This window comes from Sphingobacterium sp. 2149 (genome assembly GCF_031455655.1).
Taxonomy (GTDB): Bacteria; Bacteroidota; Bacteroidia; order Sphingobacteriales; family Sphingobacteriaceae; genus Sphingobacterium.
The window spans coordinates 26,349-49,276 of record NZ_JAVDTD010000007.1 but is presented as its reverse complement, the minus strand read 5'-3'; the positions used below and the strand labels follow the sequence as shown (position 1 = coordinate 49,276).

The window sequence follows — 22,928 nt, the reverse complement described above, 5'->3', positions numbered from 1 at the left end:
TTCAAATTATCTCCAGATTCTTTCATTACAAAATAAGCCCATATATCCAATGCTGGAGTAGCAAACTGAGGTGTCAAGGGATCTTTTGCCGTATAAGAGAATTCAAACGCACCTTTCCTACTATTTTTATCTCGATTATGAATTTCAAAAGATGGATTTGCTATTTTTTTCTCTTCAATCTTACCATTACTGTCATATTTTACAGTAGCATCAGCGCTAATATTTGCACCTCTATATTGTCTCATATCACCATCGAATACAAAGTTGAATTTTGTTCTTGACGTTGCTCCAGTTAAGTTAGGCCCTGAATCTGCGGTTGACGGTCCTCGCCCATCACCTCTAAATTTTTTAGCGTAAAAATCACTTCCTGCTCTTGCTGTAGAAATGAAACTTCGAACCCATACTGGCCACGGCCAAGCGCCATCTGGATCTATAAACCTAATCGGGTTATTGAATGCATACATATAAGGAGACAAGCGCCTGCCTTTCTCCGCAAGCGGATCCACCACGTTCCATCGTCCTATCTCGGCATCATAGAACCGCGCTCCGTAATCCAGTAGAATATTAAAAATTTATTTCCCACTTCTCATACTGTAATCTCTCATTTCCGTCTATATGATTAAGAATCTTGATAGCAAGTTCATTCTCTGCTACCCAAAACACCTCAACTGGGGCAGCTTCTTCATAATCAAAACTTTTCAAGTTGATAATTGAATTATCGTCACAAATCAAATACAATTCAATTTTATTGCTTAGATAATCTATCTCAATATTATTACTAAAGGTAAAAAACATTTTCCCATTCTTGTTTATATAAGGAGTTGATAACAATTTATAACGATTACCATTTTTTAGATTTAGCAGGAATAATTCATTGTTTTCATAACCATCCTTAGAAAATAAGGATATAGTTTTATTTAAACTGCTCAAATATCTATATTTTCGATAAGTTAAATCATCCTCCTTACCTTTATCTTGCAAAACAATAGACTTATTATTTTGCAAGATAAATTCAAATCTACTTCTTGTCTTTTTTATAGTTGAAAATGAGTCTAATTTGCGGTCAATTTTATGTGCAATTAAATTGGTATACTCATCCTTACTTATTTTTTTCGATATGATTTGAGGACGTGTAATGCCATTTATCTTTTTGTAAGCCTGCCCTTTGCATAGGAATTGATTTGACACAAAAAGACATAAAAATATAAATATTATCTTCTTCATTATTTATCACTTAAAACTAAACTTACTTTTATTTAATTTCTGAATGTGCATATGATGTTTATGGTGGAAATTTTGTCCATTTTTAGGCGCTACAAAATTTGTTCTTGGTAAAGCCGGCCCATTGCCACTTGAATTCTCAGTAAGAATTGAATAAGGATTGTTGAATCCCAAACTAGAAAGCGATTTAACAATCTGGTTGCTAAAATATTCACTATAATTTTTATCCCCTACCCAAATTGCCTGGCTCATTGAAGGATAAGAACTTCCATATCTAATATCGGCATATTCACCTAATTTTCCGCCATGTCCACTATGTTTTCCATTTTTGTCAGTTAACTGTGTTGTTTGTAAGCCATAGTCGCCGTAATTTCTGGCCATGCCGTTTAAATCATCGGCGGTAAAATGACCTGCCGCTCCTAACACCGCCGCAGCAAAATCTTCTTGCAAATAAGTTGAACCTTGTGCTTTTGCATTATCAGTAATAAGTAACAGACTTGGATCTACTGTTGATAAATCAACTAGCTCAACGGTGTTTCCTTTCGAATCTTTTATATCACGTTTATTATATGTACCAAGATCTCTAGTTGCTCCATCAGCATCATGATATGTATAAGTATTGGTTTTATCTTTAGTTCTAGTTACTTCGACTCTACCATCATCATAGATTTCATAGTCATCCACTCTCATTCCATCAGGGTCAATAAACCTCATTGGATTATTTACTCCGTAGGTATAAGGAGACCACCTTCTATACTGCTCTGCCATCGGATCTATCACATTCCACCGACCTATTTCGGCATCATAAAACCTAGCCCCATAATCATATTGGTCTCCAAGCTCGCCCTGGATCTCCTTGCCATTATAAAGATACTGATTATTTCCGCCTGCCACAACCTTACGTTTTCCAAATGGGTAATAATTGTCCCGCTGTGCTACATCAACTGCCGTAGGGCTGCTGCCGCGTTTCAACGTAGCACGTACATTGCCCAGATGATCTGTCAGATTGTAATGATATACATAGTTTGCCCCATTCCGTTGGGCATAGCCTTCCGAATTATGGATGATATCGATAGCACCGTTATTGTATTCGATTCCACCAACATAATCACGAGTCGTGGTGATCACATTCGGCGCCGTGCCGATCTTCGACAGCTTCTGTAGCTTGGTACCCATAGCATCATACAAAAATGCCACATCCACCCCTGTTTTTTTTGCCGTTTGCGGCAGGTTCAAGTAATTATAGGTAATCGCCATCCCCATTCGGTCTGTTTTCACACTACCATTAGCATCGTAGGTATAGCTTCCTGTCAAGCCGCCACTCAGGCTCATCAGTTTATTGCCTGTATAGGTATAGGTCGTAGCAGTAAGAGCATCTCGTTTCAAGGTCTTGATATTGCCCATACCAAGATCATCATAGGTAATTACCTCGGCTATGCTCGCCGTGCCAGTCTGGCCATTTGTTCCACTGGTCAACCTATTCAATTTATCATATTGATAGCTAAAGGTATATGGAAGTGTCGCATCGTCTCCCCACAGCTGCTGGCTGATATTGCCGTTCCACTGTGGGTTTGTACCGTCCTGGTATTTCAGCTGCTGGCTAAATTTGGGAGAAGTACTTTTACTTAGCCAGCCACGCTCATTGTAGCTATACGTAGTGGTGTTCACAAAGGAAGTCTCCGTGCCCGACTTGCCCACGGCTTTGCTTTTCAGCTGGCCGATCTCATTATAGCTATTCGATGCCAGGATAACCTCAGCCTGCGATCCGATTTTTTCCTTCGTCGAAACCAGCCTGCCCACATGGTCATATTCATTCGTGGTAACGATAGTTGTTGCAGACCCTGTCGCCGGCGTATGTACCCGGGTGCTGGTCAGCAGCTCCCCCGGAAAATTATAGGTATTGGTCACATAATCCGTGCCGCCAAGATGGTTTTTTGAAGCGCTCTGAATCACCCTGCCGTAGTCATCGTAATATAATACAGTCAGCAGCGGCTGGGTACCATCTGTCCGGTAAACTTTTGTGCCTGTCTGCAGGGACTTGATCTTGGTACTTCTGGTGACTCCGCTCACAGGAAGGACCGTCGCGCCGGCAAAGGCATAGTCATCGTAGTAATTGACCTCTAATATGGTCAAATTCTCCGTATTCTGCGGAATAGTATTGTTCGTATATCCTTCCATCACACTACCACGCTGTTCCCACATCGGACCTGTAAAATCTGCCAGGGCCTGCTGCAGATCATCGTGATTGTCACCGACATGGCCTTTCTCAACCCCGGTCATCACCACACGGCCGAATGCATCATATTTCGTAAAGCTCCACTCCTCTCGCTTCAGCTGCTCGGCATCACGGGTGAACACCACCTGGTCATTCTTGTTGTACACCAGGTATTCCCAGCCTTTGCCCGGGATCTTTTTCTTGATCAGACGTCTGCGCCCGTCGTATTTATAGGCATAAACATAATTGTCGAAATTTGTAAATGTTGGTTCTGTGGAAAGCTCGCTTATACCTGTCCCTGTTACTGCAGGAGGGATCACATACCTCAGGTCGCCAAAATCATCGTATACATAATACGTATTCAGTGCTTTGCTCTCGCTCTCCCATACCCGCTTGAGAATCACCCGACCTTCAAAATCTTTATATTCATCCACCGATCCGCTACGGGATGTTGTATTGACGGAATTCTCGTCCCTCACCGTCGTACGGTAAAGCTTACCGGCAGAATAGTTCGTCGTACCGCTGGCTCCGCTTGCCGTTACCGTCCATAGCTTAACAACATCAAGCCCCATGGCCGTATTCGTGCCATAGCTGGTTTTCACCGTATGCCCCGTACCCGGCGCTGGCAAGGGCTGCCAGGCTGCACCCGGTGCCCCCTTTTCCAGTACACGGTTCAGCGGACTGTTCTCAAAGACCGTGATCGCATAGGGGTTCGGCGTCTTCACAGTAGCAGCATCCCAGCCTATCCCGTCTTTGTAAAAGTCCGACTGTGTTGTTTTAGCTCCCGACCTGAAACTACCGTTGCCTGACTTCTCGCCATAGGGAAGATATGTTGTCGACTCACGTCCAAACCCATCATATTCGATGTGCTGTATAATGTCTTTATACGTCGGGCTGGCCATCAGCTGCACCGTCTGGCTCGGACGACCAAGTCCGTCAAAATACTGGATGCTCTGGTTTTCCTGACCGATCGTGCGCAGGCTCCCAAGTTGCGCCAGCTTGACCGTATCCCGAAAAGTCCGTGTAAGGATATAGTTCTGCCCCGCTGTCGGGGCACTCACGATATTCTGAAAACCGGCAATACTGATCGTAACCGTCTTGCCCGCCGCGGGTGCTGGAATATAAAAGCCATTGGTAAGCGTGATACTCTTGAGCGCCTGTATATTCGTCTGATTGCTATAGGAACTCAGGGTAAGGTTGTCCATAAGGCTTTGTCCATCTACAGATCCCGCAACAACCAAGGATAAAAATGTTAAAAAGTTCTTCTTCATAATTGATCTGGCTTAGTTGGAACGGTAATTGTAATCAAAGGACCTGTTTACATTGTTCAGGTGGTCAAGAATAGCTTGAAGACGCTGCATGCCGTCGTACGTATAGGTTTCTTTTATTCCTCGGGCGTCGGTCTTACTCTTCATGCCTACCAACGGCTTATAGGTATAGCTAGTAACCATAGATTTTGGCAAACTTGTCCGCAGTTTATCCGCGGCGCTCTTGATTAATGCCTCCATTGTCGCTTCGGTTTGAATACTGCTGTTGAGATTGTCAATGGACGCTTGTGTAAGCGCTGTAGTCACCTCGGCATAAGTTGCATTCTTGATTTCTAAGATAGGGTATTGACCGCCGTACCCCCACAAGTACACGGTACTGCTCCTTTCCTTTTCTTTTAATTCTGTTGGATTTCCGTAGATATCATAATTGGAATATTCGAGTTGCTTTTTATAACGACTATCTGCTTGAAAAGCAGATGCTGAACCATTTGGAGAAATCACTCCCTTCAAGCGATTGGTAATTTTAAAATCCTGCACAAAAATAGGCTCAACTGTCTCCAACTTATAATAATTATCTTTCAAAAGAGTTCCTCCGATCTTGTAAGTATTGATTTCGCCATTTGTTACATATTGTTGATTTGCACTTTCAAGTACTTTTAGCCGCTCAATTGGATATGCTATTTGATGTGACTGTCCTTTTTTCATCTGATCAATGAATGGTATTCCATTAGCATAATCATCCGGAAAAGTAAGATATTCCGTTTCTTTTTTATCATTACTTGCTATACGCTCTATTCTATTAATTTGACCATGGATAGGATTATCGTTAAAATAATTTGTTGTATTGCTTACTATTTCGTTACCTTTATCATATTCTTTTATAGTCGTTGATGCCAATTTAAACTGTCCAAAATAAACTTTGTATTGTATATGGCTAAAATCCGCAGGATCAAAGACGGTACCCGTAGTCGTGCAAATAGAATGATTATAAAAATTCCTTCTGAAGACAAAAGTTACCGGTTCATCGCCTTCATACTTAATTTCATATTCCTGAATCTTGGTCTTGACCAGTTGAAAATCCTTAGCAACGGGATCATATGAGTAATGATACTCAGAAGGGACTTGCGATGCTAAAATCAAATTGGAAATGTATTCTCGCATTCCTGGAAGTAAGGGATTATAAAATGAACTGTGCCCCAAGGGCTGATAACTTCTCGTTAACTCAACTTTGCCTAGAGGATTCCCAAACTGATTACGTATTGTTTTTGTTACATTATTGTAAAGAATTGATGCCCCTTCTAAAGTAATCATTGGAAGACTACCGGACGCGTAATAGGTTACCGTTTTTGTATCTACCCAACAATTAAAGCATAAAGCTGTTTTAGACACGCACGCTGGGTCTGTAATAAATTCTCTCTTTTCGACAAAATTGTTTTCAAATTCCTTGTCACCTCGCAGAAAAGTACCTGTCGGATAGGTATAGGATTCGGATTGTAATAATGTACTGTTTTCGTCATAGTAGGAGATATTTTGAACTCTAAGCCCCCCTCCATCACGTTCTTCTTTGCCCGTTAAAGTTATACTTGACGTAAGACTGGCGGTTAAATAAACAGGTTCCGATAGTGAGGGTTCGCTCATTACACTTGCAAACACCTCATAAACCTCTCCGGGATTCAGATATAGGTAAATATCAATATTTTTTACATTATAAAAATCTGTTGTGTGGGTATAAGTAGCTACATCCCGGTTTTGGGTGACATTTCTTATCTTTATATATTGAACATCTTCAAGGTTAAACGGCCCCGCCCCTTTGTGTGCACTCATTGTGATTAAAAGCCTACACATTCCATTATTCTCCAGATTTGGAGGAAGAGTAAACTGCTGTCTGCGCTGGACAGGAACCAACATTGATTTAGCGGTTAATCGAAACGATTCCATAACTGATACATCTGCAAATCTTGTAAAATCCGATAGATATTTATTACTTTCATAGGAATATTCAACACTCCCCCCAGTGGGAAAAATAATCTTTTTTAATAATCCTGCTTTGGCATGCCCACCTGAGACTTTACGATTAGCAAAACCAATATTTACACTTCGATGAGCAGTTAAAGAAGGATGCATTGGCTTTACATCTGGTAGGAAACCATAACTATTAGAGCCATTATAGTACCCCCAATAATCTTGAGATTTAGAATCAGTCGATGGTAATCTTATGGTTTCGTCATATTCAAAACTATACTTTTCTTGAATCAAGGAAGTTGAAATGGAAACTTTCTTTACCGCAATCAGTTTAAGCCGATACTCTGAAGGGTAGGTTGGCGATGAATTTGCTTCAAAGTAACCATATTTAAATTCATATTTATATGTTCTTTTACCATTGTTCAATACAACAACACTGTCAAGCTGCTTACCAAAATCCTTACGCTGAGTTTTGGCATAAAATAAAATACGAGAATCTTTATATTTTATCTCACTCACCAATGATTCGTTATAATCCAATAAATTAATTGTCTCCTTAACTCCTGCATTTACAAATGAAGGATTATATGTTACATTGTTACCTCCTAAATAAAAGTTATTATCAGCATATGTTCTAAACTCTGTAATATCTTTAAGATAACCTTGTGCATTATATCTTCCATAGTTAAAATTTATAGTGTCAACTTTATTGGCCGAAATAATTTTTGTTAAATGCCAGCTTTGATTATAATTTCTCAGAGCAAGAGGTGTTCCTATTGGATTTGAATCACCAAAAACAGCATCCCTCTGATCGAAAAAATATTGTTTACCGAATTCGTCTGTAAGCTTAAACCGAGAATTTGTCTTTACGCTTGAATTTTCCCATTCTATTTTAACAGGATCTTGAGTTAATGATTCTAATTTTCCGCTAGTCTTCCGATAAATAAATGTAAAACTCTTTCCTGGTAATAATAAGTTGAAATAATCAGGAAGACAGTCCACTTCGTTCTCTGCATAGCGCTTCAATAAGTCATAGGAATTGGAAGCTGCGATATCATCGGCAGTCATCGAATTTGCCATATAGCCTTCAATTGGTGTCTCATCGGGTAAACCTCGAACCGTACGAGATATGATGCCCGAAGCGTTTAAAGACCAGCCGAGGCCAACCCAAGTACTTACTTGATTTACTTTGATTCCGGAAGCGTTATAACTCAAAACTAGACTTATATCTGAATTACTATTATCCGAAAACAATGGGATTTTGATATCTGGAACACCAGTTAAGGGGGAAACTTGATTTGAACTATATTTATAAAGCTCTGCCGCCTGAGGTTGTAGTGGGATAGGGTTAACCCCCTGCGCCTTCACAAATGATGTAAATAACACCAATATCAAAAAAATAGGAGATAAAAATTTATAGTTCATAAAAAAATAGGATTTAAAGTTACTAAAGGGTTTAATTTTTTACATTTTGATCAAGACGGGAAACTTTATAAAATGAGACTCAATGTATTAACATGTCGTTAAAGTTGCGTCATTAGCATAGTGAAATTGCATTAAGTTAATTATGGTATTTAAATAAAAATTTACACAACAAATATAAACCTTTTAAAGAAAAATTAAAAATTATTTTCCAACTGTGAGCACCCCATTTTTCCGACAGCTGAGATCGGACTTTTCTAATTTACGTACTAATTGATTTATTTGTTGTTTGTGTATAATATTCTTTGACAATTCCAGTGGTGTGAGATTCCCCAGCCCTTCATGGGGTCTGTTGTTCCAAAGGTTGCTTCTCCCGAGTAGGTAGCCAACGTTTGCTACGCCGTTTCTTGTTCATATTAAGCAGCTTATATACTCTGTATACTTTTTTATGGTTCCATGACTTACCTTGTCTGCGCAGGTAGGCATATAGTTTTCGAAAGGCATATACAGGATGTTTGCAAGACAGTTGATCTAATGCTACTATAACGGTACTATCATCTTTCTTACCAAAATATTAATATTGTGAACGGCACATACCAGTCAATTTACAGGCTCCGGTGACACTAAAACCGTAATCTAGGATAATCTCTTCAGTAAACTGTTTTTGTTGCCGGAGCCCCAATCTTTTTTTGTGATAACTTCTTTTAGGATATCATGGTTCATACTCAATTCGGCAAACATCTTTTTTAAACGTGCATTTTCTTCTTCAAGTTCCTCAGGCGCTTTACATCTGACGCTTTCATGCCACCATAAGGGCTTTTCCAGTTATAAAGGGTGGCTTTGCGGATCTAAAGCTCTCGGCGGATATCTTCGGTCTTTCGACCTTCTTCTCCCTCTTTTAGTGCTCGCACAATCGGTGTTTCTGTAAAACATGTCTTTTTCATCTTATTACTTAAATCTAAACATTTATGTCCAGTTTTAAGCTGCTAGATTTTTTGGGACACTTACACTCTGCTACGAATCCCTTAACAACACTCAAATCTACAGCCATTATTTTAAATGAATTATCAAACTTTCTATGCATCTCTACAAATTTAAAATTAGTTATTAAATCTGTCTCCCACTGAAGGTAGCCACTCCAATACCATCTTGTTTCTATTGAAGATCATCAATCAACGAAACAGATATCAATATATAGTAAGCGCATCAAAACAAAATATGGATCATCGAAGACAGTCACAAATAGGAAATTTCAGAAACACCTTTATAGGTGGTAATTATTTAATAAAATTATTTGTACTATCCGGCTTTATTGATAATGGTCTAAAATTGAACGTATCTCGCCTTGCTTCAAGCTTACCCGTTTTGATGTATTTTCGTGAAGTTATGATAAATTGTCCTTCATTTACTACGTATCCTTCATCAACATAAGTTTGATAGGATTCACCAAAAGCAGGTACTTTATAAAGTTCAATTATGATATGATTTTGATTTATACTATAAATGCCCCATATATATGGGATTTTTCTATCATATGAATTATTGAAGTTATATGTTGCTAAAAAATTGCTATCAACACTATTTATACCAGCACTTACTTCTGAACTGCCCCCGTCGAGGACAATACCATTTTGGTAAAGAACTATCGAATTATAAAGATTCTTATCTTTTTTAACGTAAAAATAGCCACTAAGCTTTATTTTTCCACTCGTGTTATTTTTCAAAATCAATGTTGGCGCTTGTCGATATACAGAACATCCCACTGCTAGGAAAACACTACCTATTAATAAATACTTTACCATACCGTAAAAGGATTAAGTGTGCGTTTCAGTTAATTTATCAATAAATTTCGAGCTTTAGAAACACTACTTACCAGTTGCGCTCTTACACGGTGGGCAACTCCTTTATTCCATTTTGACTACCATCTACAAGATGTACCTCTTGTGTTCGTTTGATGCCAAATCTCGTTCCACTTGTAATACTTTCCTGAGTAGACAGTTAGCCTCCAAATAAACACTTTCATAATTAAAAAATTTCAGCTAATTTAAACTAAATATATCGGTAAGCAGAAACGAGCGCTAGACACATGAAAAACTTCGAAAGAATCGGAAACGAATACAAAATGAAACCCCAGCTAGAAACCTATGTACCGTTGATCGGCATTTTTTCCATTATAATGATAGTGGGATTCGTAAAACTTCCCGAATCCTCTTTTAAATGGTGGATGCTCGGTATTTTGGTCATCCTAATAATTTCCCTGCTGCGATCTTACTTTATCATCGATATGGAAAGAAGGGAAATGCGTGTACGTAAAGGTCTTGTAGGAAGGGAAGTAACTGTGCCGCTCGATCGCCTAGAAGGGTTTACCATCCACAAACTCAAACAATACGGTCTCATTACTATCAATGTGTCCCTCATAGCACGTTATCGCCACGAGAATGGTAAAGAAAAAAGGGTACAGCTTGCACAGAGTTATTTTACAAAGCCCATTCAGCGGATCTGTAATGAGATCGACGAAATTATCGGGGCGGATGATGGCCGGTAATATTCAAGATCGCTGCCATCACATCATCCCTTAAATTTCGGGCGATCGGAATTTTATATTCCCCCACATGTAACTGATTCCCTGCTATGATTGCTATTTTACTCTTATTGACCAAGTAGGATCGGTGGCAAGCAATAAAGTGCTGTGCTGGCAGCATGCTTATCATTTGCTGTAGGCTGCAATAGGTCACTTCACGTGTACCTGAGGTATGCACAACCACGTAGTTACCCATACTCTGTACAAACAAGATATCCTGAATAAAAATCTTTTTTAATTGTTTGTCCACCTTCAGAAAGATATGCGCCTCCTGTGAATTTGCCAACAGCCCCGCTGAAGGAGCAGCATTGCAGAGTACATCGAATGCCCGATTGGCCGCCTTAAAGAAGCGTTCAAAAGGTACAGGCTTTAACAGATAATCGACTACTTCCAATTCATAACCGCGCAAAGCATACTTTTCGTAGGCCGACACCACGATAATCTTCGGCGGATTGCTTAAGCTCGCTATATAATCCAAACCCGATATCTCGGGCATCTCGATATCGAGAAAGATCAGATCAAGGGGATGCAAACGCAGATATTGGCTCAATTCAATCGCATCTTCGCATTCCACAACAAGCTTCAAAAAATCTATTTTTGCTATATAAGATGCAATTCCCTTACGGGCAAAAGGCTCGTCGTCTACGATAGCACATTTGATTTCCATCATCATCACTTATAAATCTAGTATTAATTCTGCCAAAAAAAACGTTCCATCGGCTCGCGTTTGTAAGGTATGCCGCTGCGGATAGCGCAGTGCCAACCTCTTTTTCAGATTGGAAAGTCCAGCCCCCGACTCCGTTCGCTCAGTCCGCGGAATTGCTGACGCATCGGCAGCTGCCCCAGACAAACTGTTTGAAATACTGAAATAGATTTTAGTTCCTTCACGCTTGAGGCAAATCGAGATCTCGTATGCTCCTCGCACATATTTAAAGGCATTCTCTATTAAAGGCTGAAACAGTAGAGGATAGATACGGACACCTGTCCAATTCTTTTCAATGTCGGTATGCACATGCAATCTTGCCGTCAGCCGCTGCTGCTGAAACGCTATATACGATGTCAGAAATGCAAGTTCGTGCTCCATGGAGACCTCCTCATCCATCGTGTAAATCTGGTAGCGCAACAGTTCCGAAAGCTGCTCAACACTTTTTTTTGCTGTTGTATTGGATTCGTCAATCTGAAAATAAACGGTATTGAGTGCATTGAACAGGAAATGTGGATGATATTGACTTTTCAGCAACTGCAATTCGGTATCTAACTTATCCGCTTTAATCTGTTCAACGTAGATGCGATTTTCGGCCATATTCCTGTCGCTGCGCTCGTTCCGCAAAAACATATAGTACAGCAGAAAGAGCGGCACATAAATCGCATTGACCAAGATATAATCAATATAACCGTCACCCATATATACCCAACCGAGACGCTCCGACACATACACGGTTGGATTCAATAGACCCATTATCTGTACGACGGCAACCATATACTCTACCGCTACATTGGTTGTAACGGTAGGCTTCGCAGCAAATATTCTGCCCAGCCGCCGCCGCCACAAAAAGGTGATCACATAACAAAAAATCACCGAGATGAGCAGCCCGACCGAATGGATCTTAACACCCCCAGACCAAAACTCATTTTTCTTCGTTAAATCGGTCACCACACGAAGAATATTGAAAGAAGCGATTCCCCAAAGCGCCGGGCCTAGATAAGGTATGGGGTTTACACTTAGTTTTGCAATGCTCGCTCTCATGATATCAATGATTAATCCGGTTACCTTCTTCTAAACGGTCGTTGCCAGGCACGCTCTTTAGATTATCTTTCTTTCCGCGGTGTAATCGGTAGGAAAGATTGATCCCCACGGATCTGCTGTCGTACAACTCCCGGTATCTGCCTTCCATAGCATCACTGCTAAAGGTTATTTGAGGCCTGTTTGTCCGGAAAAGGTCATTGCCATAAATATACAAAGTTAATTTATCTTGCAAGAAGGTTTTGCGTACTCCTGTATTCATAGACCAGAGGGAAGCAATAGTAGCCTGCCCTTCGGCAGTAGTGCCATTCCAGAACCCGTTGAGGTCTACACTGAGTTTAAAAGGCAGACTGACAGTATGCTGCACTTGCAAAGAAGGGACAAGCCGCCTATTTTGCTGCACATCGTTTCCTATAAGCCATTCAAAACTGCTGTACATCAGGTTTCCATTCAGCTGGATGTTCCACTTTTTGACGGGAGAAATATTGGCCGCATTGAACCGCAGCCCCACCGCCGATGCATGTTTCAAGTTCATCGGCATCACAATAGTCCGCCTTTGTTCGTCCAGGTTGTAGCTCTTGCTGATCGCATCTTGCCGTTGGCTATAGCGGAGCTGCAGTGAATATGAATTTTTAAACAACCAGGTAAGCTCCATATTGTTGGCAAATTCGGGTTTCAACGCTGGATTTCCCCGCTCGTACAAATAGGGGTCGTTGACCTCCACAAAAGGACTCAGGTCTTTGAAATTAGGCCGGTTGACCCGCCTATGGTAATTGACCGAAAGCTTTTGCGCTGCATCCAGTGCATAAGTGAGGGTAAGGTTGGGGAAGAAGTTGCTATAGGACCTTTGTACGGTAAAAGCTGTATCCAGTTTATGTGCCGTGGTGCTCTTAAAAGCAGCATCCTCAAAACGTAGTCCCAGATCGATCTGAAAAGCGTCCGACGGGTTGTACCGCGTTTGCATAAAAAGTGCTTTTAGCTGCTCCTCATGGCCGAACGTATTGCTTAGCTCGGGACGCACTTGCCAATGCTTATCAGCTGCCTGCTGAAATAATGAACGGTTATGCATGTCCACCTGCGTCAATTTTCCTCCAAAGGAAGCCGCCACATTTGGCCGGATGTCAAGCAGGTATTTCGATTGCATGGTCGTAATCGTAACCTTCCCCCCCGCCTCACCGCGCAGCTGCTGCTGGGAAGCTATTGCTGATCCGTCAGCACCAAATTTATCCAACAGCTGATCTTGGGTTTCCGCTTGCCTAAACTGTTGCCGGTCAACATAATTCTCCCATTTGGAACCGGTACCGAGCTGGAGCGTTACATGTGCGCCTGTGCTAAAATTCTTAAAAGCATGCTTTAAGATATTCGCGGTTGCTATGCTGGAATCTGGCTGTGAAGAGCTGTAAAAAAAATGAGAACGGACAGCTTCCTGTTTGGTCCGCTCATGATTGTTGATCAGCACATAGCCCCCTATTTTCACGTTGTCATTGGGCGTATAGTCGAGCGTGCCGTTGTAATAATGATTGTGGTACTTTCTTTTTCTTACGGCATCCATATCCAATCGTAAGTCATTGCTGCCCATATCCGTCCCAGGGCTGATATACCGGGTGGAATTGACAGCAATCAATTCGGTACCTTCCCCATACGAATACGTATGTGACGTCGTCCACTTGGACGCATTGGCGGTCACGGCGATATTTTGATAAGTCCGGCTATATTTTCCCTGTTCGGCATTGCTTGCTACCGACACAGTTAGGCCATTGGCCTTACGAATGGCTTGTTTTAGATTAATAAACCGGGCTTCACCGTTGGCATCCAGGGTAGCATCTGGCTGTGTAATAAGTTCGACCACATCAAGCGATGAAGCGGGCATGGAGGCTAGAAAATTGATCAGATTTTCGCCATTCATAAAATTTGTCTTTCCATCCACCAGCAGCTGAATGCCGGCTTGCCCATTTAAACTGATCGTACCGTTTGCTAAAATACTCACGCCAGGCATTCTGCGCAGCAGCTCCAGCGCGCTCCCCGAAGAACCTGCACTCCCTTTGGTCACCTGATAAGTCAGCTTGCCAGGAGCAATTTTAAGGGGATTTACCCGCCCCGACACTTCAACCTCGCTCAACCGTATTGACTTAAGGGTAGTTGTATCCTGTAAACAAAAATTGGTCTCTCCATACGCCGCACCGCAAGCAAAGAGCGCTGCGGCAAACTGCAGATAAATAAATTTTGTGGTCATTATTCGTATTTCTTGATTTGATACGAATGTATTGCCCGAATTGCGGTTACCTAAATAATTTATTCGAACGGTAAGATCGGCGTGATGAACGGCAAAAAGCCACGACGAGCGGCGCTTGCTTTTGAGTGGTATTATTAGCTTGCTCCCGAATTGCTACACCTTTAATTTCCTGTTGCGGGAGCCATCTCCATGGTATACTTATCGATTCCTTGACCAAAGCCGTCGGGCACAATATCAACAATGGAAAAGCCATTTTTTTCGTAAAAGCCCGCCGTATGCTGAGACGTTTCAATTTTTAGCATTTTGTCGGGATACCTTTTCTTTAAAAGAGCTATTCTAAACGCTGTCAACAGCTTACCAATCCCTCTGTTATGATAGAAAACACTGACCATACCCCAGGCCAATCCAGCCTCATTATTTCTGTTATCAAAAAATATCCCACCACAGGCAACAGGCCGGCCATCAATTAAAACGACGTAATAATCAGCTGGAATGACCTCATCCAAAAACTTGTCAAAAAGTTCCAGTTCGTCCGCAGCAAAAAATTTAGGCAGGTTACTGTTGAAGATTGCTAGACAATCTTCTCTGAAGTCCGGTGTGTATTGAACGATTTGCATGAGTTCCTTTTAGCTATGCGAATGTAACAAATAAACGCCTGAATTGCTAGGTTCAGGCGTTTTCGTTATTGGCTTTTATTTCCAGTTTTTGATAATTTCGCTTATCTTTTCAAAGGAGGTTTCTCCGCCGCCGGTACTTCGGTATACGATGGTTCCGTTAGGATCCACGAGGATCTTTGTTGGAAATCCAGTGACATTGAGACGCAGTACATAATTGTTGCTTCCTTTGTCGTTCAATATATGCGCCCAGTTGAGGTTGTGCTGTTCGATGGCTTTTCGCCAGCTGTCATTTTTATCGGACGCAATGCCCAGCACACGCAGTTGATCGGGGTAGCTGTCTCTCAATTTTTTCAGATCAGGGACATCGGCCATACATGGGCCACACCATGAGCCCCAAAAATCGATGAGGTAAAATTTCCCCTTCCAGCTGTTGGAGTCAAACACCTGTCCGTCATATGTATTCCTGGTGTTTATCTGGAATATGGACTTGCCTACATCATATTTACTTCCCGCCACACGGTTCTTTAAAATCGTATAGAACGGGGAGCTTTGGTATGCCTTCGCTACAGTAGGTAATAGAGCCTCCACCGTATCGATCGTCACAATCTCCCTGATCAGCATATCTTCCAGGTAATAGAGTCCGGCTATTGACGAAATATTCTTCTTTAAAAAGTCCTTCAAGTATTTTTCGGCTTCGGAATCGATCCGTTCTTGTTCGGCTTCAAGACGCTTTTTGAGCGCTTCTTCTACTGTATCTTTTGCCAGTTTCAGTTCAATATTTGCCGATTTATTCAACAAAGGGTGATAGCCCTTATTGAGTTTACTGATGACATCATTTTCTTTATCCCCACTCGGATATACTTCAGCAAAATCGGACAGCTTTCCTTTCAGTAATATTTTACCACCCGGCATGGCGACAAACCAGATGGATTGGCTTTTGACAGGAATGTACCCTCGGTCGACACGCTTATAAAGCGATTCGGTCGGAAGCGTTAGGCGTATGATCAGCGGTACGGAAGTGGTATCCTGATAGTATATCTGTCCATTTTTAATGCTGCCCTTTTTAAAGACGACATCTGATATCCCATTCCAGATGGTCATGTTGTAGGTACTGTCTTTCAAGTCGGCAATTTTGGAAGTGACTGTAAAGGTTTTGCGCTGTCCGAAGCTATATAGGCAGCTCGCTATCAACAGGCTTATTGTGATTACTATATTTTTGAATTTCATGACGTAATGTATAATCGTATTTCATGTTTTAATAAGGATTCTGCTGGATCTGTCCCTTGCTGGCATCGATCTCCACACCGTTGATCGGTACGACCAAATGCTTACTTTCGAGGGTATAAATTTGGGGTGTAGAGAGGTCGACTCCTGTTCTATTGACTTGGTAAAAGTCTCTCTTTACGGTAATATTATCCGCAGCGTAGTCGTTGACACTAAATCGGCGTATATCGTACCATCGCATCACAAAAGGAAGTTCACGGCGTCTTTCAGCCAGCACCTGTTTAATCGCTTCATCCTTGTTAGCTGCCGTAAGTGCACTATAGGTGGACATCCGTTTTTGACGTAGGGTATTGACCGCCAATAAGGCATTCTGAACATCTCCCTGACGGGCTAGCACCTCGGCTTTATTAAGAAGCATCTCGGCTCTCGTCGGACCTGAAACTAAGATGCTCCCGTCGGTAAACATGGTGTACCGATACGCAGCTGGTGTCACGACATTGAAACGCCGGCCGCCATTCGGAATCATCAGATGCTTGTAACGGAGATCGTTGGTCTGATCGTACAGCGCTACCAGTGCGTTACTCGGCAGATACCATTGTTCACCGGTATATTGATAACGGCTGTAGTAGAGCTCGCTCCAATAGAGATATTTCGCGGCATTCCAGTCGTTTAATTGACTGTACCGGAGCGTTGCCGCTGGATTGCTGTAAGAGACGCTTCTGCCCGGAAGGATGGTATTATAGTCCACTAAACTTACGGTAGCCGACTCCAGTGCCTTGTTTGATTCGGCTAAGCTCTTATCGTAGTCACCCGTAAATAAATAGTACCGGCTCATGAAAGCTGAAATAGCTTTCTGGCTTACCCGCCAGGTCTTTCTAGGATCGACATCGGCTTCAGCCACTTTCTTTGCTGCTTCGATATCTGCCAGAATGAAATCGTAAGTTTCCTGAAGCGTGGCCCGTTTCAGCGATTCTTCGTAATCGACGGTACGCTTTAACGGCAGTCCTAAACTATTCATATTCGCCGCAGCATAAGGCGCACAATAATTATTGACCAGGATCCAATAAGACATCGCCCGGATAAAATGGGCATCCGCTTTAACCCTTCGGCGACTGGCTTCATCACCGCTAACCAGGTCGATGTTTTTTAAAATGACATTTGCGGTGAAAATCTTTTTGAATTCTCCAGTCCACAGCTCGTCAGTAGCGAGGTTTTCAATACCCGCTGTAGATGACACATAACGCTGAAGACTATTGACTGTAAAAGCCGTGACGTTATTTTTATACAGCTCCTTGCTGATCTCCGTATCGTCGGTCGAATAGGTAGCCGTAAAGTTAGTTTCTTTCGAAAACTCGGTGGCATTATTGACCAAAGCTTCTAACTGCTCCACGGTTTTGATACTAGCCTGTTTCTTGGGCTCTTCGGATAGGTATTTTTTGCAGCTTGCGGTCGTCAGTATGGCAGCGGCAAACCCGATATATAGGAACACTCTCATGTTTTTCTGTTATTAAAATTGAAAATTAATACCGAATGTATAGCTCTGTGCAGGTCGCATCGTACCTGGTAGCCAATCGGGATTGTACCCTTTCGCATTGGCATGCCAGATCAGGCCAAGGTCACGCACCTGTACAAATAGATTGACATGGTTTAATCGGATGGCTTCTGTCCACCGGTTAGACAACTTGTATCCCAAACTAAGTTCTTTCAACTCGATATAGGACGACTTTTCCACCTGGCTGCTTAGCGCCTCACTGTAGCGATCCCAAAGGTAGAGGTTAGGCTCATCAGGAAGTGCAAATCCTGGAATATTAGGATTCCCCGCCAGCACTTCATTCACATATTTGTTGACAAAAGTCTTATCAGACCCTACGAGTGCTGCATAGTTAAATACAGGATTACGGTACACACCACCCATCTTGCCCAATAGGATACACATGATGTTAAAGTTACCGAGTTGTAACGTATTGGTCCAGCCCAGTGTATGTGGTGGTACGCTAGTACCCATATAATGCAGGAATGGAAGACCCAAACCTCGATTGTACAGCGACACATCATTGAAGCTCTGCTGACTATTGTTCGGTCCGGCGACATGCGGTACTCCATTGATCATACCGACGTAGTCAAAAGCATAAATAGAACCTACGGGGCGGCCTTCAACAAAAGCCCCATTGATCATTTGGTAAGTATACAATGAGGGGTTATAGAGCTGGTCTATATTATTTGCGTTAAAAGCATAATTGATATTCGTCTGATAAAGTATGTTTTTGCTTATTTCGACACGGGTACCCAGTGCAATTTCGAACCCTTTATTGGTGATTTCGGCATTATTGAATTTTTGGATTTGCGTTCCAGTTGCTGTAGGCAATGCGATCTGCCCAATGATTCCAGAGCCTTTTTTGCGGTATAGATCCAACGAACCAAATAGCAGGCCCTTATAGAGGGAGAAGTCGACTCCAAGGTTGGTCGACGCTGTCTTTTCCCAACGTAGGCTAGGATTACCATTATCAGCAATGGTTGCGGTAATGGTGCCTGTTGATGTATTTAGACTGCCACCTACATTGAGTAACGTCGCCGTAGAGGTCGAATTTTCCATATTCCCATTTTTACCATAGGTCAGGCGCATTTCAAGTCGGTCTATACCTTCTTGCGAAGTCATAAAGTTTTCCTTCGCGACATTCCATTTAGCTCCTATTGACCATAATGGTGACCACCGTAGTTTGGGATCGTCTGTGATGAAATTCGAGGCATCACTTCGTATACTTCCAGACAGCGTATAGCGGCTCAGGTAGGTGTAAGCTGCATTTCCGTAGAGTGACACAAATTTGTTTTTTTGCCACTTAAACGTTGTATTACCTCCAGGAATCGTGGTCGGGTAACCTTCAAAATCGGTGAATTGGTCTACCGAACTCCCATAACCGTAAGGTGGTGTAGTCGCCTGAAGCTTGTCTTTGTAATAGCCGTACACGGTCGGATTGATGGTTCCGTTAGTCAAGTATTGCGACACTTCAATACCGGCAATGGCCGAGATCTGATGATCGGCACCGAACGTCCGGTCAAAGTTCAATTGGTTCCTAAAGACAAAACTTTGTATATCCTCCGCCCCCAATTCCTCGTCATTGGAGCCATCTTCATATTGTCTAATGCCACGTCTCAAAATCCCGCCTTTGGGGATATAAGCTTTACCTACGGTCTTTGTATCATCGTCATACTGCGTTTTTCTATTCACCAGACTACGTACATAGAAGGTACTTTCATCATACATACGCTGCCGGTCTATCTTATTGCGCTCGTATTGGAATTTGGTATCGAAGGTAAGCCCTGGAATGATCTTGAGGGTAAGGCCCGTCTGTATACGGGCATTGATACGCTCGTCAGTAAACTCTCGGCCACGCACTTCGCGCAATAAGTTGTACGACCAGTCGGCATAAGTAAATTTTTCAGTCGGAATCAGACTAAGCTGTTCACGGTTGTAGGTTTTTAGATTGACCCCATAACTACCATCTTCGTTCAAGAGCAGTTCATAAGGCGATAATTGCGCGATCTCCTCAAGGGTAGCCCCTCCGTATTGCTGTTTTTTATATTGTAGGTTGGCGCCTAAGTTAAACTGCAAAAACGAGGTTATCTTAAAATCATTGTTGAAATTTAAATTAAAACGGTCATAACCGTTTTTCTGAAAGGCACCTTTGTTTTTTTCATAGAGAACAGAGGTGTAGTTCCGTACACGCTGATTGCCGGCCTGCAGATTGATATTGTATTGATTCAGTAGGGCATTTTGCGTGAGCAAATCCCGAAGCTGTCCGCGATTATCAATCTTGCTCAATCGGTCTAGTTCGGCGTTCATGTCGGCTGTAGACATTTTACCGTATTGATTGGCATATAATGCTTCCTGCGCTAATGTCAATGAGTTCGCTATGTCACCAAACGAATTCGCATAGGGATAAAAGGCCCAATTGTTTTCATACGCCTTACGTTCGTAGGCAACATGATCGGCCGAATTGGCTTGTGTAAGGATGTAATTTAGGTCTGGTCTTCGCGCTATCCTGGAAAATGCACTCCCCTGGATGATAAGTTTATTGTCGGTTTTAGCTTTTTTGGTGACAATAACAATAACGCCATTGGCGGCACGTGCTCCCCAGATGGATGCCGCAGCGGCGTCTTTCAGTACAGTGACAGATTCGACGTCATTGGGATTGATATCCGAGAAGTTGCTACTCGATATGGGGAAACCATCCACCACGACCAGTGGTTTACTATCGGCATATAGGGTGCTATTGCCCCGGATCAGAAAGTCTACACTACCGTCTTCATTTTCCTTGGCTTGCATACCCGCTACCGTACCTTGCAGTGCACTGGAAAGGTTGGATGCAGGACGCCTGGCCAATACCGATTGCCCGACCTGGCTGAAGGCCCCTGTAGCACGCTCTTTCGAAATCGTCTGATAACCTGTACTCACCGTGATATCGACACCTTCCAGTGTTGACAAACTTGCCGTAAGCTGGATTAGCCCCATGGATTCTTTGGCTTTGAGCGTGAGGGGTTCATAACCCACGTAAGAAACCAAAATCATTGCCTCTTTATCGGATACCCGTAGGCTGAATGAGCCGTCTTTATCCGTTTTTGTCATCACCTCGCTGTGGATTACGCGCACAGAGGCATCCGATAGACTTTCACCCCGCTCATTGACCACTCTGCCGCTGATGACGATTTGCTGATTAGCGGTCATCACCTCAGTCTTTGGCTTTAATGCGATAATATCGGTATCAATTCGATACGTAATGTTGGTATTTTTGAAGAGCTGATTTAGGACGTCAACCAGCGGCGCGTCTTTTACGGTGAGGCTGAGACCATTAACTTTTTTGATTAGTGCAGCATCGCCAATAAAATCGTAACCACTTTGTTGACGGATTTTATTGATAATAAGTTCTAAAGAAGCATTTTTTTCCTTTAGCGTTATTTTTTGAGCAAAGCCACTTGCATATACCTGACACAGGCCAAATGTCAGCAGCACAAGAATAAGTTTCATCACGACGAGCGTTTTATAGAGGATATAGACAGGAGTCCCCCTCCATTTTTCAAGGTAAAAATTCATACATTTGAGTAATTTGGGTTAGATGCTATTGTTAGTTGTTGGAATTAATGATTGGGACCCAAAAATTGACCGGATGTGTTCGCAGCACATTCGGTTTTTTTTGTGACGCAATTTTTAGTTTTTCACTAGGGCGGGTGTTTCATGATGTTGGTTTTTCGATAGGTTTAGTTATTATTCTGTTGATCTAGGGGGTGACGGTGATTTTTCGTCCCGTTCGTTTAAATTTAACATCAGCGACGGCCTCCAGTGCACGCAATACGGCGGAAAGGTTGCGCGATCGGGATACGGCACCAATATAGGTCTTATTGGACGGCGTCTTTTCATAGGTAAATTCCACATCGTACCAGCGCGCTATCTTACTGAGGATGCTGCCTAAGGTTTCGTTATCGAAATTAAAGTAGCCATTCTTCCAGGCTACCGCATGCTCGGTATTGCTCTGGGCGAGCTGGATCTGTTTCGTATCTTCCTTAACGGTACTTTGTTGACCAGGCTTTAGCAAAACCGACTTGCTGTCATCAACATTATTTACTTTAACAGCACCTTCTAAAAGTGTGGTTACGGTGGCTTCGGATGTGTAAGCAGATAGATTGAAATGTGTACCCAGCACCTCTATCGTCTGCTGTTGACTGCGTACTTTAAACGGTTGCTTTTTATTGTGGGCGACTTCAAAATAGGCTTCACCAGTCAATTCCACCACGCGCTCCTTGCCCTCAAATCTGGACGGGAATTTTAAGGAGGAATAGGCATTAAGCCATACCTTTGTACCATCTGCCAGTACGATATTGTATGTTCCCGTCTTGGGGGTTTGTAGGGTACGATCTGTGGGCGCTTCGGATAAGGAAGAAGTAGGGTCACCCTGAAGCAATTCTGGACCGTCAGCATACCTGATCTGTGCCCCCACGATGATGGTATTCCGGCGCTCACTTAACTGGATAGCGCTCCCATCACCGCTCAACAAAACAGCTTTATGACCTCCCGGCTGAATATCAGCCTGCTGCCAAACCGGGTGCGCTATAGGTTCCTTAGTAGACTCTCTACTAAAGAAATAGCTGACGCCCAATACGAATATTAAAGACGCTGCAACTGCACTTATTTTAAACAGCTGATTCTTCCTTCTTATCCGTTTGACATTATCGTAGATATTGACCTCAATTCTGCTCTTCACCTCGTCTTGTATACGCTTTATATCCGCTACATTGGCCGTATATTGGCTTTCCTTAAGCTGTTGAAGATGCCAGGTTTCAACCCAAGATTTCTCTTCTTTAGAACAGGTGCCCAAACGGTAACGTTCAAGAATTTCTTTTGCGTTTTTACGCTCCATGATAACAAAGGTTAATACGTTGTTTTGTTAT

The 22,928-nt window shown here is 42.4% G+C and carries 14 protein-coding genes and 1 pseudogene; 1 reads left to right on the top strand and 14 read right to left on the bottom strand.

Features of this window, described 5'->3' with window-relative positions; translation table 11 throughout:
- Positions 1–410: 410 nt before the first annotated feature.
- From J2X77_RS23750 to J2X77_RS11395, 6 genes and pseudogenes are all read right to left on the bottom strand, one after another.
- Positions 411–554 (bottom strand): annotated as a pseudogene (locus J2X77_RS23750) (RHS repeat-associated core domain-containing protein); the annotation flags it as partial.
- A gap of 10 nt (positions 555–564) precedes the next feature.
- Positions 565–1,224, bottom strand: coding sequence for a hypothetical protein (locus tag J2X77_RS11410; protein ID WP_209576201.1), 660 nt, complete (start codon positions 1,222–1,224; stop codon positions 565–567).
- Between the two features lie 6 nt (positions 1,225–1,230).
- Positions 1,231–4,707 carry a DUF6443 domain-containing protein gene (locus J2X77_RS11405; protein WP_209576203.1) on the bottom strand — a complete coding sequence of 1,159 codons (3,477 nt, stop codon included), beginning with the start codon at positions 4,705–4,707 and terminating at the stop codon, positions 1,231–1,233.
- A gap of 12 nt (positions 4,708–4,719) precedes the next feature.
- Positions 4,720–8,091, bottom strand: a complete 3,372-nt coding sequence (locus J2X77_RS11400) for a hypothetical protein (protein WP_209576205.1) — start codon at positions 8,089–8,091, stop codon at positions 4,720–4,722.
- A gap of 337 nt (positions 8,092–8,428) precedes the next feature.
- The gene (locus J2X77_RS23745; RefSeq protein WP_409050313.1) at positions 8,429–8,614 is read right to left on the bottom strand and encodes an IS3 family transposase; all 186 of its coding nucleotides are present in this window, start codon (positions 8,612–8,614) and stop codon (positions 8,429–8,431) included.
- Positions 8,615–9,365: 751 nt separating this feature from the next.
- The gene (locus tag J2X77_RS11395; RefSeq protein ID WP_209576207.1) at positions 9,366–9,890 is read right to left on the bottom strand and encodes a hypothetical protein; all 525 of its coding nucleotides are present in this window, start codon (positions 9,888–9,890) and stop codon (positions 9,366–9,368) included.
- 284 nt (positions 9,891–10,174) lie between these two features.
- On the opposite strand from J2X77_RS11395, the gene J2X77_RS11390 reads away from it, so the two are divergent.
- The gene (locus J2X77_RS11390; RefSeq protein ID WP_310080824.1) at positions 10,175–10,633 is read left to right on the top strand and encodes a hypothetical protein; all 459 of its coding nucleotides are present in this window, start codon (positions 10,175–10,177) and stop codon (positions 10,631–10,633) included.
- On the opposite strand, the gene J2X77_RS11385 is transcribed toward J2X77_RS11390, so the two are convergent.
- The 8 genes from J2X77_RS11385 to J2X77_RS11350 all read right to left on the bottom strand — a co-directional run bounded on the left by J2X77_RS11385 (position 10,608) and on the right by J2X77_RS11350 (position 22,897).
- The gene (locus J2X77_RS11385; protein ID WP_310080823.1) at positions 10,608–11,342 is read right to left on the bottom strand and encodes a LytTR family DNA-binding domain-containing protein; all 735 of its coding nucleotides are present in this window, start codon (positions 11,340–11,342) and stop codon (positions 10,608–10,610) included. The genes J2X77_RS11390 and J2X77_RS11385 overlap by 26 nt on opposite strands.
- Before the next feature lie 3 nt (positions 11,343–11,345).
- Complete coding sequence (locus J2X77_RS11380; RefSeq protein ID WP_209576213.1) at positions 11,346–12,416, bottom strand: sensor histidine kinase; 1,071 nt, start codon at positions 12,414–12,416, stop codon at positions 11,346–11,348.
- Positions 12,417–12,420: 4 nt separating this feature from the next.
- Positions 12,421–14,646: a TonB-dependent receptor domain-containing protein gene (locus tag J2X77_RS11375; protein ID WP_209576216.1), complete on the bottom strand. Its 2,226-nt coding sequence runs from the start codon at positions 14,644–14,646 to the stop codon at positions 12,421–12,423.
- Positions 14,647–14,807: 161 nt separating this feature from the next.
- A complete protein-coding gene (locus J2X77_RS11370; RefSeq protein WP_293886769.1) occupies positions 14,808–15,263 on the bottom strand; it encodes a GNAT family N-acetyltransferase in 456 nt (151 codons plus the stop codon).
- A gap of 75 nt (positions 15,264–15,338) precedes the next feature.
- Positions 15,339–16,490: a TlpA disulfide reductase family protein gene (locus J2X77_RS11365; RefSeq protein ID WP_310080821.1), complete on the bottom strand. Its 1,152-nt coding sequence runs from the start codon at positions 16,488–16,490 to the stop codon at positions 15,339–15,341.
- 28 nt (positions 16,491–16,518) lie between these two features.
- Positions 16,519–17,982 (bottom strand): RagB/SusD family nutrient uptake outer membrane protein, encoded by a 1,464-nt coding sequence (locus J2X77_RS11360; RefSeq protein WP_310080819.1) that lies wholly within the window; start codon positions 17,980–17,982, stop codon positions 16,519–16,521.
- Positions 17,983–17,994: 12 nt separating this feature from the next.
- A complete protein-coding gene (locus J2X77_RS11355) occupies positions 17,995–21,576 on the bottom strand; it encodes a SusC/RagA family TonB-linked outer membrane protein (RefSeq protein ID WP_310080818.1) in 3,582 nt (1,193 codons plus the stop codon).
- A gap of 184 nt (positions 21,577–21,760) precedes the next feature.
- A complete protein-coding gene (locus J2X77_RS11350; protein ID WP_310080816.1) occupies positions 21,761–22,897 on the bottom strand; it encodes a FecR domain-containing protein in 1,137 nt (378 codons plus the stop codon).
- Between the last annotated feature and the right edge of the window lie 31 nt (positions 22,898–22,928).

Coding starts and splice junctions, on each gene's coding strand:
- J2X77_RS11410 (WP_209576201.1), bottom strand. CDS start 1,224: ATGAAGAAGATAATATTTATATTTTTATGTCTTTTTGTGTCAAATCAA.
- J2X77_RS11405 (WP_209576203.1), bottom strand. CDS start 4,707: ATGAAGAAGAACTTTTTAACATTTTTATCCTTGGTTGTTGCGGGATCT.
- J2X77_RS11400 (WP_209576205.1), bottom strand. CDS start 8,091: ATGAACTATAAATTTTTATCTCCTATTTTTTTGATATTGGTGTTATTT.
- J2X77_RS11395 (WP_209576207.1), bottom strand. CDS start 9,890: ATGGTAAAGTATTTATTAATAGGTAGTGTTTTCCTAGCAGTGGGATGT.
- J2X77_RS11390 (WP_310080824.1), top strand. CDS start 10,175: ATGAAAAACTTCGAAAGAATCGGAAACGAATACAAAATGAAACCCCAG.
- J2X77_RS11385 (WP_310080823.1), bottom strand. CDS start 11,342: ATGATGATGGAAATCAAATGTGCTATCGTAGACGACGAGCCTTTTGCC.
- J2X77_RS11380 (WP_209576213.1), bottom strand. CDS start 12,416: ATGAGAGCGAGCATTGCAAAACTAAGTGTAAACCCCATACCTTATCTA.
- J2X77_RS11375 (WP_209576216.1), bottom strand. CDS start 14,646: ATGACCACAAAATTTATTTATCTGCAGTTTGCCGCAGCGCTCTTTGCT.
- J2X77_RS11370 (WP_293886769.1), bottom strand. CDS start 15,263: ATGCAAATCGTTCAATACACACCGGACTTCAGAGAAGATTGTCTAGCA.
- J2X77_RS11365 (WP_310080821.1), bottom strand. CDS start 16,490: ATGAAATTCAAAAATATAGTAATCACAATAAGCCTGTTGATAGCGAGC.
- J2X77_RS11360 (WP_310080819.1), bottom strand. CDS start 17,982: ATGAGAGTGTTCCTATATATCGGGTTTGCCGCTGCCATACTGACGACC.
- J2X77_RS11355 (WP_310080818.1), bottom strand. CDS start 21,576: ATGAATTTTTACCTTGAAAAATGGAGGGGGACTCCTGTCTATATCCTC.
- J2X77_RS11350 (WP_310080816.1), bottom strand. CDS start 22,897: ATGGAGCGTAAAAACGCAAAAGAAATTCTTGAACGTTACCGTTTGGGC.